Consider the following 18,699-nt stretch of genomic DNA (forward strand, 5'->3'; position numbering starts at 1 on the left):
GGCCTTGACGTTCCGATTATGCCTCGTTCTTGCGAGGCATCAGGCTGCGTACCCGCTCGGCGAGAATCGTTTTTCCGATCACGCCAGAGTGGCTAAATTGCACGCGTCCTTTTTGGTCTAAGATGAAGACGGTTGGGATTGCGTCAGCTTCGCCTAAGCTCTCCTTCACAGAGGGAGTGATGCGGGCGATACGATAATTGATCCCTGCCGCCTCAGCGTACGTCTTCAGGTCCTTGTGCTCTTTATCGAAAGAGAGACCGATAATCTCCAGTTCGTTGCTGGGAAATTCTTCACGGAGGGCGACTAGGTCGGGAATTTCTTTTTTGCAGCCCCCGCACCAGGTTGCCCAATACATCACCACACTTACTTTGCCCTTCAAGTCTTGGTTGGTTATTTCTTGTCCGTTCAAATCAGTAACCGACCAGACGACTTCCTGCGATGATTCGTCCTCGGTGGATGCATCGCCAGAGCTGTCGAACATGTTAGCGATCACGCAACTTGGGCAGTCGTTGGTGCCCAGACTGATCCCGATGTAGCCGGCGGCTAGCGTAATCAGCACTATTGTTGAGAAATGTCGCTTTAGAAAATCCATGCAGAAAAAACTTCTGCTAGGTAATACGGCCTTTCTTACAAGGTGATTTCGTGGAAAATACGTGTTTTCCTAAGCTGAGGCCTCAGAAATAGCCAAATAACGTTTTTTTTTGGCGGATTAGAGAGCGTTGAGCGGTCCGTACAAGGGCATCAGCGATTCTTTGCGAACCCAACCGGATTCCCCGTTCGGTAGGTCGATCTTTACCCAGGAGAGGAAGGTCTTCGACTTTTTGGCAACTGTTCCTTCCGCCACAAGACTGCTGATTTGTTCAGCCTGCAAGTCGGTGGGGATTGAGAGTAATGCCGTTTCGCCGACCACTAGCAAGGTATCAGGATCTCCCAGCGCCTCGTACTTGGAGCTCGCCCAAGCCGAAAAGTAGGAGAGCAATCCAATCGCGACTGCGAGCAATAAAGCGATGCCACTAAAACGCTTCAACGGCTTCAAGTACATGAAGAGAATCGCCAAGGCTAGAGCGATGCCGAGTCCCCAGAGCGATTGAAGCGCTAAGGCCTGCCATCCGGCTGGAGAAAGCCAGCCTACGAAGGTGTATAGGCCGTCTTTTTCGAGCAGCGCTTGCAAAATCGGGTCGTAAGAAGAGGTGTTTTGATGGGCGATTCTGAGATTCCAGGCGAGTTCTTCGCTTTGCGGATTTAGGCAGTATGCGCTTGTCCAAAGCCCCCAAGCCTTGGCCCAGTCGCCCTTTTGGGCTAAGGCCAAACCTGCGTTGTAACGATTTTCAAATACGTATGGCTGATCGTTGACTGCCTTGAGCCATTGATCTGAGGCCGTCTGAAAGTCGCCTTGCTCGTACAGCGAGCTTGGTGCCTCTTGGGCTCGCAGGTCGCCGGAAGGTAGGCAGGCGAGCAGTGTTGCAGCGATTAGAGGAAGCCAGGCAGATCGTTTGAAGGCGAGTGCGGGCGAATACCCTTTGCTCGGCGTCCCCTCGGTAGCCTCCTTTTGCAGTTGATCCCATACTTGTGTTTCAGGGGCCTTAGCTCCGAAGAGTTCTCGATCCGAGGCGATCCACGCCTTTTTCCACTTTTCCGAAAAATCGCCGTCTCTCAATTCGCCCGCTGCTTGAGAGATTTCATCGGGAGTGGGTTCGCTGGTGGATAAATCAAAGTAGCGGCAAGCAGCATCCCGCCACTTGAGATGGACTTCTTTTCGAGCCACTTGATCGGAGGGAACAGGGGACCGCGCTATTCTCTTCAAGTCGGCCAACGCTTGTCGCTGCGGTTTGCGTGGGTCGGTGACGATGCTTCGCCCAAAGGCAAGTAAGAGCCAGAAAGCGAGCGGCGAGGCGAGAGCGACGACTGTCGCGGGAATGATCGGAATTGAACGCGCGGGACGCGTGCCGATCGTGTTTCCGTCCTTAACGTCTGCGAGTAAGGCGGGCGGCTTGTCGAATGTGCTCTGACCGTTGGGATCTAAATCGTAGCTTTGGCCGCCGTATTGAGAATCCTGAGACTCTCCAGCTCCAGTATTTGTGGATCCGGATGCATTTGGCGAATTGGCGACTGCAGGTGTGACCGTAACAGTTTTGGCCGGGATCTGAATCGTTTTATACTTTTCTTCCTTAGCGTCGAAGTAGGTGTACTGAACGGGTCCAAACTCGAAGGTTCCCTCTTCTGTAGGTATCAAGACAATGTCTTCAGTCTGCGTGCCTGTGAACAGATTGTTCTCGTCGAAATCGTTTCGTATCTCTGGTTGGATCGCTTTGAAACGGCTAGAAACAGAACGTTCCGGAACGCCAATACCTGAAGGCCAGTTGCCGGTCCCGCTCAACTCGAGCGTCCAAGTGACCGGTTCCCCAACTTGTACTTGTTCTGGGACTACACGGGATTCCAATGAGAAATTACCAACTGCTCCCTTGAAGGAAGCAGGAGCTCCTTCTGGAAGTGGATGAATCTCTAGGGCGAATGGGTCCGATTCGATGGTGAACTGATCGTAGACCGGTTCCTGAAACATGAAGTCGCGACGCCTACCGATGACAACGGTTGCCTCTTGGCTCGCTCCTGGGATCTCGATTGTTCCGGATTCGGTCGCCATCACTTTGGCTTGGTAAACCTTTACGGTGTATTTCGAGCCGTTGTAGTTTACCCCGGTTACCTGAGCGTCGACGAGTCCTCCCGTCACAAGTTTGCTCGGGTTCCAGTCTGGCGTCGAAAGGTCGGCCAGCTGGTAGTCTTGTTTGGCGCCCGCAATGTATTCGAGTTCGAATACTTCCCCTTGGTAGATCTTTTCGTCGCGATTTTGGAAAAGGGAGAGGAAGACCTCGGAGGGGCTGAGGCCTGTATTCCCGACTGTCGCTTCGATGACTTGAAATCTAGCTTCCGCTACTTCGAAAGTGCCCTGGGATGTTTTTACCTCGAAGGCGGGTATGACGAGCTCTCCTAACGTTGTTGGGATAGCCTGATAGTTGAAAATGATTTTAGAACTAACACGACCGTTGATGATGGTCCGGGAATTCGATTGGCCGCGGAAATTCAGGCTGACTCTGTCTAGGTTTGGTACGCTAGGCTCCCCGTCCGGTTCACAGGAATCGAAGAACAGGTCGATTGAATTGACTTTGCCTTTTTGCAAGGTGCCAGAGCTTGGAGACCAATAGACGGATTGAGCCCAAATGCTGGATACACCGCATAGCAGGGTGATGAGGCTGAAGATTCCTTTTAGTGAGAGAAGGCGCATAGCTACCAATCCTTGGTGTTGGGCTGGGATTTCTGCCGGCCGCCGTTTTGAGCTTCCTGCAGGATTTTGTAAAGTTTTCCAGGTTCGTCTTGTTGCTTAAGTTGTTCGAGCATCTGCATGAGGGCCGCGTTTTCCGCATCGATCGGTTCACCTGTCCCTTGTTGCCCGCCGAGCGTTTGCATCTCTTCCGGCGTAGCTGAAGGCTGAGGGGGAGGGGGCGCTTGTTCTTCCTGACCATCGAGCTCGACTTCTTGCGGCTCCTCCAAATCTCCCATTTGAGCCCCATCTTGAGCCTGTGGTAGCTGTTGGCCTTGCTCGCCCTCGGGGTCTTGCTCGCCTGCTGAATTACTATCTCCCGGTTCTTGCTGCTCGTCTGGTTGGGATTCGGAATCGCCCTCTTGTTGCTCTCCCTGTTGATCTTGGCTTTGTTCGCCTTGTTCACCCTCGGATTGTTCACCATCCTGAGATTCGGAGTCTTGGCTTTGGCCGTCTTCGCTTTGTTGCTGTTCTCCGCTTTCCCCTTGTTCACCGTCCTGCTGCTCGGAATTGTCTCCGGAGTCTTGCTGTTGTTGCTGCTGTTGATTCTCGGGGTCAACAGGCGGATTCAAAAGGTCGAGTAGACGTTGCTCTATTTGATCCCAATCGCCCGCATCTGGATCGATTTCGCGACCGGTTTCGATCGCATCCAAAGCGTCCCGCAGCGGTGGTTCAGGCATCTTGCGGCCTTGCTGCATTTCAGACATAGCGAACTGCAGCGTTTGCTCCGCCATAGATAAATAATCCGCTCCGCTCGGCTGCGACGACTCCGCCATTTGGGCTATATGCTCTCGCAAAGGCGTACCCAAATCTGGATACTCAGGCTCCGGCATTCCCTCTTGAGCTCTCAGGATAAGCGGAATGAGCAAAACAAAAATCAATGCGACCCCCTTCATGCGGCAGCCTTTGTCTTGATGGTTCTTGGTTTGGGCAAGGCTGGGAATTCCCAATAGATCGAGATCAGTAAAGCGAGCAGTCCAGGAGCGAGGAAATAGTGGTAGCGTTCGATCTCGGCCACTTCGCGTTCGCGCTCGTTGAGGGATGCTTTGCCACGTTCTACGGTTTCTTCGACAAGAGCGGGCAAGTCGACCCATACGCTCGCTTCGCGGTAAATCCCGCCTGTTATCTGAGCTAATTTCTGCAAGGTCTTTGGTTCGAGCTTACTTAAAACGACCGCTCCCTCGGGAGTCTTTTGGTAGCCGCCGTTACCATCGGGGATGAAGCTGCCTTCTCGAGTTCCGAAACCGAGACAGATCGCTTGCACATTCTCTTCCTTAAGCTTTCGAGCATTTTCCTCCCAGCCTGAATCGAGACTCTCTCCGTCGCTGATTACTATAAGGAAGCGGTCCGCCATGCCATCTGATTGTTCGAAAGAATCCAGCGCGGTGCTCAGCATCTGTTCGAAATCGGTACCGCCCTGTGGGATGTAGCTTGGGTTGATATCCTTCAGGAAGCCTCGTAGGATCTGGTAGTCTGGACTCATGGGGCTTTGCAGAAACGCAGAACCGGCAAACACGATTAAGCCCACGCTCTCGCCCTGTAGTGATTCCAGCATACCCTCGACCACGAGCTTTGCACGCTCCAAGCGGTTCGGCTTTATGTCTTCCGCCAGCATGCTTTTAGACAAGTCCATTGCGATGATAACCTCCCGGCTTCGCTCGAACGTGACCTGTTTCTCGGTGCCCCAACGCGGCCGCGCGATGGCGACAACCATGAGCGAAAGTGCGATACAGAGGAAAATTTTCGGCGGTGACACCTTGGATCTGCTGGCTGGTTTTATGCCGCCGAATCCTGCGGTCGCCCACTGGGCTTGGCTACCTTTCATCCGGGCAGAGGCCCGGCTGCGGTGAAAGAGATTCCACAACAAGAACAGGACCGGAAAGGCCAGTCCCCAGAGCCAATGTTCGTTTCCCCAGGTCACGGTCATGCCAAAGCCTCCCTCATCTTGTTCCTGCTAGAGAATACAGCCAATGCCGCGAGAAGGCCTGCGGCATAGAGCGGATAGCTAAAGAGCTCGGTGATAGTCGAGTACTGCTGCACCTCGAACTCGATGGTGCTGGTTTCGTCGATTTTCTCGAAGGCTTGGTCAATTGTATCAGAACTTTCCGCGCGGAAGAATTCGCCGTCGGTTTCTTTAGCGATCTTCATCAACGTCTCCGTATCTACTCGCAGGAATTCCTGGCTAGTGCCGATGCGCTCGCCACGTTCGTTGCGGCGTGGGAAAGGTACGTATCCATTTTTACCCGCCGCGATAGTGTAGACGCGAATGCCTGCGTCTTTCGCAAGCTTTGCCCCTTCCATGGGCTCCATGATTCCGGCGGTATTTTCGCCGTCGGTCAAAAGCACGATGAAAGCTCCTTCCCGTTCTCCGGCTCTTTCTTTAGCTCCTTCGAGGAGGCGTGAGGTCGCCACGGCAAGGGAGTCACCGATCGCCGTACCGTCTTCGATGAGGCCGATTTGCAGGCGTTCTGTCTGGCGCCCTAGCCACTTATGGTCGAATGTGAGCGGAGCAGCGGTGTAGGCACGGCCGGCGAAGGCTATTAAGCCGATGCGGTCATTTTCGCGGCGATTGATAAAGGCGCTAAGAACGGGTTTGACGGCTTGCAATCGGTTCGAGCGTTTTCGGTCTACAAAATAGTCTTCCGCTTCCATGGAGCGCGAAAGGTCGACTGCCAGAATGATATCGTAGCCGCGGCTTTTGGAATGACGTTCTGTAGCGACACTTTGGGGACGGGCCAAGGCCAGGATCGTGGCGGCGGCGGAGAGAAAAATCAATGTAGTGGATAGTTTGGTACCGCCAATTACGCTAGGACGACGCCAAGCTCCTGCGTTTGGCAGGATCATTGCGGCGACGGATCGACGACCACGGAACCAAGCCACGATAGGCAATGCCACGATAGCGAGTAGCCACCAAGGTTCGGCTAGCTGGAATTTCGTATGCAGCAGCTCTATCATACGCGGGCAAAGCGTTTCATTCGCTGATGAAAGAAGTTAGTGACTGCTCCGATCGCATCCTCTCCCGCGGTTAAGCTGAGTCGATCGCTTTCCTGTGGAAAAAGGCTTTTGAACTGGCTGTCTCGCTTGTCCTTCCAGCTTTGATGAGCAGCCCGCTGAGCAGATGAGCCGCCATCGAGCGTGTAGAGTTCGCCCGAGGCAGGGTCATAGACAGGTTGGCTACCGCGTTTGGGCAATTCGAGTTCCCACGGATCGGAAATCCTGAATCCAACCGGCTGATACTGGCGACGCAGCACGGGCCATACGTCAGGATTCGCCCGTCCTGGAAAATCGCCTAACCAGATGAAGATACTATGGCGTGGCGCTGCTTTAAGAACGTACTTCCACGGAATCTTGGCTTCTTGCTCTTCGAGTACAGGAGGGGCTGGATGACCGAGGAGATTGGCTGCGGTGTGCATGACGCGGCCTCGACCAGTGGCGGATTTCGTTAAATTGTAGCCTTGCGGGGTGGCATGAAGGAGGGAGATGCGGTCTCCATTTACCGCGCTCAAGAGCATCAGAAGGCTGGCCAACTCCAAGAGAGCTGCCCGTTTGGTAACGCCGCCGGATCCAAACTGGAGAGAAGGCGTATCCTCGAAAAGCAGCAGTAAGGTGATCTCCCGCTCTTCTACGAATTTCTTGCGGTAGGCTTCTCCAAGGCGAGCTGTTACGTTCCAGTCGATATCCCGCACGTCGTCGCCAAACTCGTATTTCACGACTTGGTCGAACTCCATGCCCTTGCCGCGGAAGGAGGATTTGTATTCGCCGCCCAAAGCGCTTTGCACCACGAGACGAGCCCGCCACTCCAGACGCCGTAGCATAGCTAAGGTGGCGGTCAAGTTGTTGAGAGCTCCTTTGGGTTCAGGCTGAGACGGCATGATTAAAATTTGCGAGCGGACGCGAGGCTACTGGAAAATGGATACGCTCCGCCTAATTTATTGAACGGTCGCTCGAGCAGGTAGGGCGGTCGTATCCAAAATTTTAAGCAAAACCTGGTCGGCGGATATTTCCTCCGCTTCCGCTTCGTAGCTTAGGCCTACGCGGTGTCTCATAGCATCGAGGAAAATGTCCTTAACTATGGCTGGAGAAACGTGATCCATGCCACGAAGCCAGGCCAAGGCGCGGCTCGCTTGATAAAGACTGATCGATGCGCGAGGAGAAGCACCGTAAGAGAGCAGGCGGTCCTCCGCATTTTCAGAACTCGCCATTTCGCGGGTGGCTCGCACCAGCTTGAGAATGTAGGCTTGGATGTCTTCGGATACGTGAACCGCGTCCACCTCCTCGCGGAGCTTGAGAAGTTCCTCACCGGTCGCTACGGGCTCGAGGACAGGTTTTTCTGTGACTTGACCCCAGCGACGCATCATCTCGAATTCGTCCTCGTGGCTTGGGTAGTCGACCAAGAGCTTGAAGAGAAAGCGGTCGCGCTGAGCCTCCGGGAGCGGGTAGGTGCCTTCTTGTTCAACCGGATTTTGCGTGGCCATCACGAAGAAGGGCTTCGGCAATTTGTGCGAGACAGGGCCGAGGGTGACCTGTTTTTCCTGCATGGCTTCCAGCAAGGCGCTTTGGACCTTGGCGGGAGCGCGGTTGATTTCGTCGGCTAAAACGAGATTGGCGAAAATCGGTCCCTTGTGCGGCTCGAATTGGCCGGACTGGGCTTGAAAGATCATGGTCCCGATCACGTCGCTTGGCAGCAGGTCGGGCGTGAACTGTACGCGCTCGAACTGCAGCCCCAAGGCGGTGCCGAGGCTTTTAATTAAGAGGGTTTTCGCCAAACCGGGCATCCCTTCCAGCAACACGTGCCCATCGGCGAGGAGGGCGACTAACATGCGTTCCACTACGACTTCTTGTCCGAGGATCGCTTTTCCAACTTCGTTTCTGACTCGTTCAGACCAGCTGCTCATTTGTTATCTATTTCTCTGTGTCGGGATTGGCGGCTAGGAGTATGCCCCTAGGAGCTGTGAAGAACACCGCCAACTGACCATCTAATCAAGACTATGTTTCATCCCATCCTCATACTGTCGGGAATAGCCGAATAGCCTGCTCCCGAGCTCTACCTAGTCCAGAAATTCCTTGAGATCGCCGAACAACCTTAACACAGCTTTTCGATGGCGAAGAAATTTTGGCTAATCAAAAGCGAGCCGGACGTTTTCGGTTTCGATGATCTTGAGAAGTGCGAAAACCAGACCGAACATTGGGACGGTATCCGCAACTACCAGGCCCGCAACTTCATGCGGGACGACATGAAGAAGGGAGACATCGCCATCTTTTACCATTCCAATGCGGGCCCAAATGTCGGAGCTGTGGGATTGGTGACCGTGGCTAGCGAATCGGCCTATCCTGACCATACGCAATTTGACGAGAGCTCCAACTACTACGACGCAAAGTCTCCCAAGGACAATCCGCGTTGGCTCATGGTGGACTTCCAATGGAAGATGCCTTTCAAGCGGCTGGTTACACTGAAGGAGCTCAAGGAAACTCCAGAGCTCGAAGACATGCTGGTGGTGAAGCGTGGACAACGCCTGTCGATCCAACCGGTCGAAAAGAAGCATTTCGAAATCGTCTGCAAACTCGGCGGACTTACCGCCAAAGAGCTGAAATCGCTTTAGACCAGACCGTATCCAAATCAGAAGGGCACCCTCGATTGCTCGGAGGTGGCCCGCTCGGTTTTTGGAATGAAGCTACGCCTTGGGCAATTTGGCTCGCACGTCGGCCAATATCTGCTCGGGAGCGAGCCCGTTTTGGGCCCGCAGGTCGGCAACTCCGTCGCCATGCCCAACGAATTGGTCCGGCCACCCGATGCGTACCATCGGAGTGGTGACTGATTCGTCGATCAAGGTCTCTGAAAGCAAGCTACCGAATCCGCCGCTGCGAACGCCGTCTTCCATGGAAACGACCAACTTGGCAGACTTCGCTTGGCTGAGGAAAAGTTCGTTATCGAAAGGTTTGATGAAGCGAGCGTTGACGATCCCTACACTCAGCCCGTCTTCCGCTTCGATCTTCTCTTTCAGGATTTGGGCGTCCTTGAGCATGGGACCAAGAGCCCAGATAACAACATCGCTCCCCTCGGAAATCACTTCCGCCTTGCCGATAGGAAGGGTCTGAGGCTCTGTCTTCATTTCCACCCCTTCGCCCGCTCCTCTTGGATAGCGGATTGTGGCGGGCAAATCTTGGTTCAGAGCGGTATGCATCATGTCGACGAGTTCGTCCTCGTCCTTTGGTTGCATGCATATGAGATTCGGCACCATGCGCAGGTAGGCGATGTCGAACAAACCGTGGTGGGTCGCTCCGTCGTTTGGAGAAAGTCCGGCCCGGTCCATGCAAAAGACGACTGGCAGCTTCTGCAGGCATACGTCGTGGATGACCTGGTCGAAAGCTCTTTGCAGGAAGGTGCTGTAGATTCCGCAAACCGGACGCATGCCCCGCGTGGCCATGCCGGCGGCAAAAAGTACGGCGTGTTCCTCGGCGATTCCTACGTCGTAGAATTGATCGGGCACCTCGTTGCTGAGGTGAATCAATCCGGTTCCCGAGGGCATAGCTCCGGTGATGCCTACTACTTTGGGATCGGCTTGGGCAAAGCGGACCATGGCCTTGCCGAAGACGTCCTGATAGTTCGGGGGAGTTGGCTTGGAGCTGCCGTTGGTTTTTCCAGATGAAATTGCGAATGGGCTTGTGCCGTGAAAACGCTCTGGGAAATCCAGAGCGGGCTTGTAGCCTTTTCCTTTTTTGGTGACTACGTGCACGATGACCGGCTCATCCGATTCGCGGGCGAATTCCAGATAGCGAGTGACTTGCGGGAGGTCGTGCCCATCGATCGGGCCCAAGTAGCGGACGCCAAACTTCTCGAAAAGCGAGGAGGGAACCATCATGCTCTTCCAGCCACGCTCCGCGGTTTTGCCGAGCTTTACGAGCTGGTCGCCGCCAGGTACCGTTTTGAGTAGAGAACCGACATCGTGATGGAGGCGGTTGTAGATTGGATTCGTGATCAGCTCGTTGAGGTACTTCGAAATAGCTCCTACGTTTTTGGCGATCGACCATTCATTGTCGTTCAAGACTATGATCAGGCGCTTGGTCGACTCCGCCACATTATTAAGAGCCTCCATGGTGATGCCACAAGTGAACGCCGCGTCGCCGCAGACTGCTACCACATGGTCATCAGACTCCAAAGCGTCGCGGGCAGCCGCCATGCCCACCGCAGCGGAGAGGGCTGTCCCAGCGTGACCAGCCCCGAACGCGTCGTGCTCGCTCTCATCCCGAGAGAGAAATCCGCTGAGTCCCGCGGAACTACGGATGCCTTCAAATTCCGGACCGTTACGGCCAGTTAAAAGCTTGTGCACGTAGCCTTGGTGGGAGGTGTCGAAAACGAATTGGTCCTGCGGCGTGTCAAATACGAGGTGCAAGGCGATGCACAGTTCCACCACGCCAAGGTTTGGCCCTAGGTGTCCGCCGTTGATAGACGTGACCTTGATCAGGCGATCTCGGATTTCTTGAGCCAAAGTTGCCAGCTCTTCCTGGCTAAGTTTTCTCAGATCCGCGGCGCCCTGGATCCGGCTGAGGATCGGATAGGCTTGGCCCGGAGCGTTTGTCTGTGTGTCGTCGTTCAAAGCTACAAAGGGAAAGAGGGCGAAGCTGAAGGGATTACGTTCAGCTTGTCCATAGTTTTGACGTTCTAGCGAATTATTGCTTTTCGTCCAGCGGCTCGAATTGGGGTCCTGACTCGGTCTTGGCCTTCAGGATCTCGATCTTTTTCTCGGCCTCTTTCAGCTTCAGATCGCATTGGGCGAGCAATTTGTTTCCCGTCTCATAGTGCGTGATCAGCTTATCGAGGGGCAGTTTCGAGTCTTCCATCTCGCTTACCAGCTTCTCCAGCTTCTCCAATCCTTCCTCGAAGGACGCTATGGTTTCCTTTTTCTTGGTGGTCACAGCCGGTGACTATGAGGCGAAGTCTTTGCAGTACAAGGAAATGAAATGCCAATTCTCGAGGGATCCGCTTATTCCTTTCCGACTAAGTCTGCGCTCGACAGGAGGTGGCCGAAGCGGGAAGTTGGCAGGGTATGTCCTCCATAGAAATGGTTTTTGTCGTGGCTTTGGCCGCTAAGTTGGTAGCGGAGCTGGTGCTTGATGCCCTGAATCGCTCTCAGGTCCTGAAAAACTCCGAGTCGCTCCCCGCGGGGTTGGAAGGGGTGATGAGCGAAGAAAAATTCCAACAGGCCAATGCCTATACCTTGGAGAAGAGCCGCTTCGGCACTCTTGGCTTACTCCTCGATGCGGTCTTGCTGCTAGCGGTGATACTAAGCGGATTCTTGCCTTATGTCTTCGGGCTCTGGACGGAAGCCATGGGCAACTCCGCCTGGAGTTCAGCCCTGTTTCTGATTGTGCTGATGTCGGCCTTGAGCATCCCGGGCTTGCCGCTAGAATACTGGGAGCAATTCAAAATCGAGGAGCGATACGGCTTTAACCGCAGCACCGTTAAGCTGTGGATAATGGATAAGATCAAGGGCACCCTCGTAAGTCTTATTATCGGTTTTCCGCTCCTCTGGCTGCTGATCAGTATCGTCGGTTGGCTGGGCACGTATTGGTGGGTCTATGGTTTCGGGATCATGTTTGGTTTCCAGTTGGTCATGATGGTCCTCTATCCGATGCTCATCATCCCAATTTTCAACAAGCTCACTCCCCTCGAAGAAGGTCCCTTGCGAACTCGCCTCATGGCAATGTCCGAGAAAGCGGGCTTTCATTGCTCGGCGATCCAGGTAATCGACGGCAGCAAACGCTCTGCCCACTCGAATGCCTACTTTACAGGTTTCGGAAAGTTCCGTCGTATCGTTCTCTACGATACACTGATCGAACAGCTGGGCGAGGAGGAGATAGAAGCTGTCCTCGCTCACGAGATTGGGCATTACAAAAAGGGCCATATTCCTAAGATGATAGCCAGTTCTGCGGTGATGATGTTTCTTGGATTCGCGATCGTTGGCTACCTCGCTACCAACGAAGCCTTTTTTGAGTCCTTTGGTTTCACCGAACCAGACACGGGCATCGCATTTTTGCTTTTCGGACTGCTGGGTGGCACCTTTACCTTTTGGTTTAGCCCTCTTTTCAACGTCTTGTCACGTAAACACGAATACGAGGCAGACGCCTTCGCTCGCGATGTAGTCGGGGACTGGCAACCGCTCAGTCGGGCCTTGCGCAGCCTGAGCGAAAAGAACTTGAGCAACCTAAAGCCTCATCCCGCCTACAGCGGTTTTCACTATTCTCATCCCACCTTGCTCGAGCGCGAGGCCGCTATGAAAGCCGCAGGCTAAGGGAACGACCATGCCGGGAATCCGAAGCTTGGCCACCTCTCGACTCTTGTTGGTCGCCCTGGTCTGGACGATTTCTCTGTCCGCTACCTACGGAGAACCGAGGCTGCGGGTAGCCACCTATAACCTACGCAACTATCTCTGTATGGACAGAGTGGTGGAGGGTGAGTTTCGGGTCGACTACCCTAAGCCGGAGGCGGAAAAGGAACGCATTAGGCAAACCATATTGTCGGTTCGTCCCGATATCCTCGTCGTTCAGGAAATTGGTGGCGACGCGATGCTGGAGGAATTGCAGCTGGATCTAGCCCGCGAAGGGCTTCGCTACCATCACCGTTATGTACTAGTGGCGGACGACTCCACTAGAATGCTGGGAGCCCTCTGGAAAGAAGAACTCCAGGTGCAGCCCGTTCCGCATGTAGATTTAGAATTTTCACTCTTTGGCGAACAACGGAAGGTGAAACGCGGTCTGCTGGAGCTACAAATCTCAGCCCCTGGCCAGGAATTGCTTTCTCTTTTCACGCTGCATCTAAAAAGCAAATACACCAGCGATAAGCGGGATTATCAATCGGAGGAGCGGCGGGCGAGGGAGGCCGAAGCCGCTCGCGACAGAATCTTGGACCGATGCCCAAATTTTTCCGAAAGTCGGCTACTCTTGATGGGAGACTTGAACGACTACCGGAGTTCCGCGCCCTTGCGTCGATTTCTGAGCAAGGGAGACGAGCAGCTCTTTTCCATCCTCGAAGCCAAAGACGAATCCGGCTTGGTTTGGACTCATTTCTACCGCAAAGACGCTGCGTATACGCTGATCGACTACATTCTCGTATCGCCGGGATTTGAGGAAACCTACGCCCCGCGAAGCGGAATACATCAGGATCCGGATTTCTTCGCAGGCAGCGACCACCGGCTGGTCTGGGTTGACCTTTCTCTAAACTAGAGCTCGGAAAGGTATTTTTCCATAACCGCCCGCAGGGATTCGAAAGCCCATTGATCGGAGGGGACCTCCCTCGGGTCGACCAAATGGATTCCCGCCACCTCAGATTCTTCTGCCGAAAGCGAATCAAACGAGTCCACAGTGGCCATAAAATAGGTATCTGTCACCTGGTAGAGGACGTCGCGGTAAGCATAGCGGTTCGGGAAGGAGGCATAGAAAGTTGCCGACTCTATATGGAGGTTTGTTTCCTCTTTGGTCTCGCGGCGAACCACTTCTTCCAGGCGCTCCCCGAAGTCTGCGAACCCTCCCGGGATGCCATACTTGCCCTTGCTCGGGTCGCGGGCCCGCTCGATTACCAGCAGTTTCCCCAACTTATCGAAGATAAGAGCTCCGGCCGAGCTGGTCGGATTGAAATACAAGCCGAAGTCGCAGTCCGAGCAAGCGATGTGGTTGCCGCCAGTGAAGGTGATATTCGAGGAACCGCAGCTCGGGCAGAAGTTGAAATGCTCAGGAACAGGTTTTAGGCTCACGCCACGACCAAGGCGATTTGCGTATCCAAGTGCAAGGCTCGAGGGGCCTTGGGATAAAAGGGCGAAGAAAATAGAGTATTTTCATTGATTTCGTAAACGCGCCTCGTAACTTGTCGCTCTTCATCTGACAGCCTCGTGGTGTAATGGTAGCACTAAGGTTTCTGGTTCCTTCTGTCGGGGTTCGAGTCCCTGCGAGGCTGCCACTTCCTAAATCACTGTAGATTAGGAAGTTGGCGTTTTAAAACGCTGTTTAGATGATCCTTTTTATGGCCATTCCGGGCTTTGGGGACGTTTTTCGTCCATTAAGGAATATTCGTTCTTCCTACAATTCCGGGATATCTTCTACGACTGCGTTTAACTCCGTGATGCGGTAGCCCTCTCTCCAATCCGATTGGATATGGCCCGTAGGGAAGGCGGCGTCGTTCAGGTAATATTGACGCTTATCCCATTCGCCTTTCTTGGGACCTTTGCCCATGGCAACAAACCACTGTCCGCCGCCGTACTCTAGGTTCTTGATGTAGTAGTTTTCCAGTTGGCGTCTGCGAATCCACTCGGTTGGGAAGGAATCTGCCAAATTCCAAACTTCTTCCCCAAATTTACTTTTGGTATTGGTCACCACAAACCAGTCTGGGCCCTCGTACACAACGTTTTGGATACGCATACCTCTAGCGGAGCTCTCATCGAGCTTGGCCTTCAACTCGTTTTTATCTGCAAAGAAATAGGTTTCGCCTCCTTGGTAGTCGAAGCTCGACATGAGCACCAACCAATGGCTCCGAGATCGTTCCACTCCGGTTATCCGGTAGCCGGTCTTCCACCCTTCTTGTATCCAATCTCTGGGAAATTTCTCCTCGTAGCTCGCGATCTGGTCCTTGTAGACACGATCTCTTGTATCCACTATTTCCCATCTATCGAAGTAGGCATCGTAGGTATAGTTTGTCACCCAGCTACCCCGATTCCAGAGCCTCTCGAAGCTCGCTAGCGGATTACCCTCAAAGTCATCGTAACCTTGATCCTGCCCCCGCATGTCAGGTGTCATAACCAAAACCCATGAGCTCCTAAGCTTGAGAAGGCGCTTTTCTTCGGATTCGCTCGCTAGCCCTTCACGGCTTAGCCAGGCAAGCCCCTCCATCTCCATAGATTTGTCATCCAAACCGCGACCAGCCGCTGCCCAAACCTGTGATGCTTCCTTTTTTCGATGGTAACTGTCTCCGCGAACGATCCGTTCGACCTCGTTGCCCGCTTCACGATAACGCTTCTGCCTCAACATTAGCCGTGCGATGGAAACCTTGGCTTCCGCATCGTCTCCATTGCGTAATATGGTACGGTAGTCCGACTCGGCGTCGTCGTAGCGATTCAACTTTTCGTAAGCGAGGGCACGCACCCAATAGAGGCCTTTGGTATTCGGCTCAATAATCGCCGCACGGTTAAAGTCCTCCAAGGCCGCCTTCGTTTCTCCCAGCTCAAGTAGAGCCGTGCCTCGCATCATAAAATAGCGAGCGTACATCGGATTCACCGGGACTTGGGCGATGGCAACCTCGAAGGCGGTCAGCGCCTGTTCCGTATCACCGAAGTACAGAGCTTTCAGGCCTTGTTCGAAAGAGGCCACTCCGGGCATATCTATGACATGCTCCGGCAAAGCGTCTGCGGCTTTGATCCCAATTTGTCGTTCGACGTATCTCAATTGCTCCCGAGCTTCCTCCGCGACCGTTTCGTCTCCCAAATCGATCGCCTGTTCAAAGGCTTTTTTAGCTTCCTCCCAACGATCCACCATCAGGTAGTTCAGGCCAGCCAAATGGTAAGTCGGCCCGTTCGGAAGTAGCTTCGCCGCCTTCTCGTAAGCGACCGCGGCTTCGAGGTAGTTCTCCTCGCTTTCCAAGCCAGCCGCTTCATCCAGAGCGGTTTGAATCTCAAGACGGCCGCTCAAATTATGACGGAGCGTCTTCAATTCCATTTGTACCTCGATATTGTCGGACGATAGTTCGATTCCTTTTTCCACGAAGGTCAGCGCCTCATCCCAAGACTCTTCGACTATTAGTGCTTTCGCCGCCAAAATAGGAGCTTCCCAGCGATCAGGCTCGATGGAATGGGCTTCCGATGCGTATGAGAATGCTTCGCTTGTATTTCCTTTTTCGAGACTTTCGTTCGCCTCAGCTAGTAGCATCGCGAAGCGTTCTTCATCAGTGACTTTAAGCGCCATCAAGCGCCCGGAGGCTTCGACTGCCTTCTCGTGGCCGGGAGCTAAATCAAGGAAACGTTGAAAATAGTCGATTGCCTCGCTTCGGTTTCCATCCGCAGAAGCGAGTAGGCCAAGATTAAAAAGAGGGTCAGCATAGTCTGGATACGCCTGTGCTAATTCACTAAAAGCACTCTTAGCCTCCGCCACATCACCGCTGGATAAATAATCTATCACTGCTCTAGCGAATTGGTTCTCGGCCTCTCGGGTGACTTTGCCGTGCAATGGAATCCCGGAAACGGCAGCCAGGAAAATAATAGTAACCACACACCAGTTGCGGATAATGTAATGTCCTCGCCCGCCCATTTTAACTTTATTCCTCCGTGTCATCGTTGGTCTCTAGAAATGTCTTTTCCCATTTTTTGAAAGTATCCGAAAATCCCTTAGTAAAACGGCTAAAGTGGGTTGGGCTGGGTATGATCAGCTTATTGTCTTCAAAAAACCGTTCGGAATCTTTTTCGTATTCGCTAAGATCATCGTACTCGTTTGAGTCAATACCATCGTACTCTGACTCTGCATTCATTTCCTCAATGGAATCGGGAAGGAACGTATCCAAAATTCTTTCTACCCTCAGTTTCTTTTTCGCAGATTCGATTTTATTGCTCAGATACGAACCAGTTACTGCCATACTCTCGTCGAAAAAAGCTTCCGCTTTGTGCAGGCTTTCGTTGGTGTAGTCGCTAGCTTCTTGAGCCTTGTCTTTCGCGAATTGCCCTGCATCGATCAGAGTTTCTTTGGTACGATAGAGGGCGATATCGAAGTGGCTGATCGCTCCGATTTCCAGTAGTTCATCCTCGATGCCGTCCTCCAGCTCAACCTTTGCTCCGAAATCGATCGCTTGTCGCACCGCATCTGCCACGAGTTGTTTTGATTCCAGATATCGTTCTTTTCTAGAGGTTTCGCTATAGTCTTCTCGGACAATAACGGTATCCTCGATATCGATACTCGTATCCGATTCAAAAACCGGCTCGATGGCAGGTTCTGGAACAAGCTCTTCGAACGGCAGCGAATGTTGTATCGACTCTTCCAAGTCTGCTTTTGCTTTGGCGATATTCTTCTGCTGTTCGACACTATACGGATTTGTCGCCACCGGGGGGGGTTCGACAGGTTGGGGTACCAATGCCCGTTCCCGCTTCTTTGCTTTAGCGAGCGCTTCCTCTAATTCGCGTTTCGTTGAACGGCTCGATGAGGACGAACTACTATTTGTGTAGGCGGGCTGAAAACTAGAGTAGGGGATCCTGCGCACGGAAACCGCCTGCTTGTTTTGGGCCTTTATTCGAGCCAGCTCGGCTTCTCGAGCCACTCGTTTCGCTTCCCGTATAGCTCTCACCGCTTCCTGCTTCGCAATCTGTGTTTCACGGGCTGCCTTGCGTCTGGCAATTCCCTCGTAAAAGCGGATTTCCCATTGTGCAGCATCAGCTTCAATATCCAGCATGCGAATACGGTGGCGAAGGTTTCCTTCCGCTTTTTTCGCTCTGGCCACAGAATCCCTCAAGCGCTCGCGCTCATCGTTATAGTCTCTCAATTTGTTCTTGATCTTCCACTCTAGCGAATCGATATCCGACTTCTTCTTTCGATCGAACTCGGCCTGAGCGTTTTGCAACTTGTCTTGCAGTTCTGCCTCTTTTTCCCGGTAGTTCGTCTGCAGCTGTTTGAGCGCACTTTGCTTTTTGGAAATTTCGGTCTGCCGATACTGCTCGTAGGCTTGGGCTTTGGATTGTCGATCCAACTGAGCTTTCTCGAGGCTTTGTCGAGCGGCCGATACCTTTTTGTTGAACTCTGCAGTCTTCTTTTGAATCAACGAAGCTCCAGCTGGTATGGATCTTCCTGATACGTTTCTCAGGTGCTCTCGAAAGGTCAAATTTTCCTCGTTTTCGATCTGGCTGGCAGGCCGATTGCACTTGCTACAGTAATATCCTTCTTCCAGTTCCTTGATCGCCCGTTTCTTATAGCTCTCGGCGCTACTAAGAGCGCTTCTTGCATTTCGCTCCGCTCGTTCCGCCCGATCGAGAGCAGAGCGATCTCCTACGAATTCGGCCAATTGTTTGGAAGCCTTGGCGTAGTTTTCCTTGTACTTCTTCTCGTTCGAATAGAGGTCGTTCTGATACTGGTTATCGTTGAATCGGCGTTCCTTCGCTTGCCTCAGCTCTCTCTCCAAGGATCGAACCTCGGGACCCTGCTTCTCGTGCGCGAGCAATGCATCTCTTGCTTCATTCCCGGCTGCTCTAGCCCGATCAATATCGCTGATGAGGGATTTAGCGCTCGCACTTATTCTCGCCAAATCGGCCCGTGCCGCGTCGGCGGACGCGTAGCGAGCCGCGTTCGCACAGGATAAAATGTACGCTGAAAGGGCGAGTGTCAGCCAAGCTCTCACCGTTCGCATGAGTCCGCTCCGGCGCCGC

At 53.3% G+C, this 18,699-nt stretch carries 15 protein-coding genes and 1 tRNA gene; 4 read left to right on the forward strand and 12 right to left on the reverse strand.

Annotated features, from left to right (window positions below; all coding sequences use genetic code 11):
* Positions 1–16 precede the first annotated feature (16 nt).
* The 7 genes from H5P27_RS15495 to H5P27_RS15525 form a co-directional block, all read right to left on the reverse strand.
* Positions 17–559 carry a redoxin domain-containing protein gene (locus H5P27_RS15495; RefSeq protein WP_185661346.1) on the reverse strand — a complete coding sequence of 181 codons (543 nt, stop codon included), beginning with the start codon at positions 557–559 and terminating at the stop codon, positions 17–19.
* 150 nt (positions 560–709) lie between these two features.
* Positions 710–3,280, reverse strand: a complete 2,571-nt coding sequence (locus H5P27_RS15500) for a BatD family protein (protein WP_185661347.1) — start codon at positions 3,278–3,280, stop codon at positions 710–712.
* 2 nt (positions 3,281–3,282) lie between these two features.
* A complete protein-coding gene (locus H5P27_RS15505; protein WP_185661348.1) occupies positions 3,283–4,212 on the reverse strand; it encodes a hypothetical protein in 930 nt (309 codons plus the stop codon).
* Positions 4,209–5,141: a VWA domain-containing protein gene (locus H5P27_RS15510; protein ID WP_221774742.1), complete on the reverse strand. Its 933-nt coding sequence runs from the start codon at positions 5,139–5,141 to the stop codon at positions 4,209–4,211. The genes H5P27_RS15505 and H5P27_RS15510 overlap by 4 nt, the downstream gene beginning before the upstream one ends.
* Before the next feature lie 98 nt (positions 5,142–5,239).
* Positions 5,240–6,271 carry a vWA domain-containing protein gene (locus H5P27_RS15515; protein ID WP_221774743.1) on the reverse strand — a complete coding sequence of 344 codons (1,032 nt, stop codon included), beginning with the start codon at positions 6,269–6,271 and terminating at the stop codon, positions 5,240–5,242.
* Positions 6,268–7,188 (reverse strand): DUF58 domain-containing protein, encoded by a 921-nt coding sequence (locus tag H5P27_RS15520; RefSeq protein ID WP_221774744.1) that lies wholly within the window; start codon positions 7,186–7,188, stop codon positions 6,268–6,270. The genes H5P27_RS15515 and H5P27_RS15520 overlap by 4 nt, the downstream gene beginning before the upstream one ends.
* A gap of 57 nt (positions 7,189–7,245) precedes the next feature.
* A complete protein-coding gene (locus tag H5P27_RS15525) occupies positions 7,246–8,211 on the reverse strand; it encodes an AAA family ATPase (RefSeq protein WP_185661350.1) in 966 nt (321 codons plus the stop codon).
* A gap of 204 nt (positions 8,212–8,415) precedes the next feature.
* On the opposite strand from H5P27_RS15525, the gene H5P27_RS15530 reads away from it, so the two are divergent.
* Entirely contained in the window at positions 8,416–8,916 is a 501-nt protein-coding gene (locus H5P27_RS15530; protein WP_185661351.1) for an EVE domain-containing protein, read from the forward strand.
* Positions 8,917–8,988: 72 nt separating this feature from the next.
* Here the strand turns inward: H5P27_RS15530 and dxs are convergent, their stop codons facing one another.
* On the reverse strand, positions 8,989–10,911 hold the full coding sequence (dxs, locus tag H5P27_RS15535; protein ID WP_185661352.1) for a 1-deoxy-D-xylulose-5-phosphate synthase: 1,923 nt from the start codon (positions 10,909–10,911) through the stop codon (positions 8,989–8,991).
* Between the two features lie 73 nt (positions 10,912–10,984).
* A complete protein-coding gene (xseB, locus tag H5P27_RS15540; RefSeq protein ID WP_185661353.1) occupies positions 10,985–11,230 on the reverse strand; it encodes an exodeoxyribonuclease VII small subunit in 246 nt (81 codons plus the stop codon).
* A gap of 131 nt (positions 11,231–11,361) precedes the next feature.
* On the opposite strand from xseB, the gene H5P27_RS15545 reads away from it, so the two are divergent.
* A complete protein-coding gene (locus tag H5P27_RS15545; RefSeq protein ID WP_185661354.1) occupies positions 11,362–12,606 on the forward strand; it encodes a M48 family metallopeptidase in 1,245 nt (414 codons plus the stop codon).
* 10 nt (positions 12,607–12,616) lie between these two features.
* Positions 12,617–13,537 carry an endonuclease/exonuclease/phosphatase family protein gene (locus H5P27_RS15550; RefSeq protein ID WP_185661355.1) on the forward strand — a complete coding sequence of 307 codons (921 nt, stop codon included), beginning with the start codon at positions 12,617–12,619 and terminating at the stop codon, positions 13,535–13,537.
* On the opposite strand, the gene H5P27_RS15555 is transcribed toward H5P27_RS15550, so the two are convergent.
* A complete protein-coding gene (locus H5P27_RS15555; RefSeq protein WP_185661356.1) occupies positions 13,534–14,064 on the reverse strand; it encodes an NUDIX domain-containing protein in 531 nt (176 codons plus the stop codon). The genes H5P27_RS15550 and H5P27_RS15555 overlap by 4 nt on opposite strands.
* A 129-nt stretch (positions 14,065–14,193) precedes the next feature.
* Here H5P27_RS15555 and H5P27_RS15560 point away from each other — a divergent pair.
* Positions 14,194–14,267: transfer RNA gene (locus tag H5P27_RS15560), tRNA-Gln, on the forward strand.
* Between the two features lie 119 nt (positions 14,268–14,386).
* Here the strand turns inward: H5P27_RS15560 and H5P27_RS15565 are convergent.
* Both H5P27_RS15565 and H5P27_RS15570 read right to left on the reverse strand, forming a co-directional pair.
* Positions 14,387–16,627, reverse strand: coding sequence for a tetratricopeptide repeat protein (locus tag H5P27_RS15565; protein ID WP_185661357.1), 2,241 nt, complete (start codon positions 16,625–16,627; stop codon positions 14,387–14,389).
* On the reverse strand, positions 16,611–18,680 hold the full coding sequence (locus H5P27_RS15570) for a hypothetical protein (RefSeq protein WP_185661358.1): 2,070 nt from the start codon (positions 18,678–18,680) through the stop codon (positions 16,611–16,613). Before H5P27_RS15570 ends, H5P27_RS15565 begins: the two co-directional genes overlap by 17 nt.
* Positions 18,681–18,699 lie beyond the last annotated feature (19 nt).

Source organism: Pelagicoccus albus (assembly GCF_014230145.1).
Classification (GTDB): Bacteria; Verrucomicrobiota; Verrucomicrobiia; order Opitutales; family Opitutaceae; genus Pelagicoccus; species Pelagicoccus albus.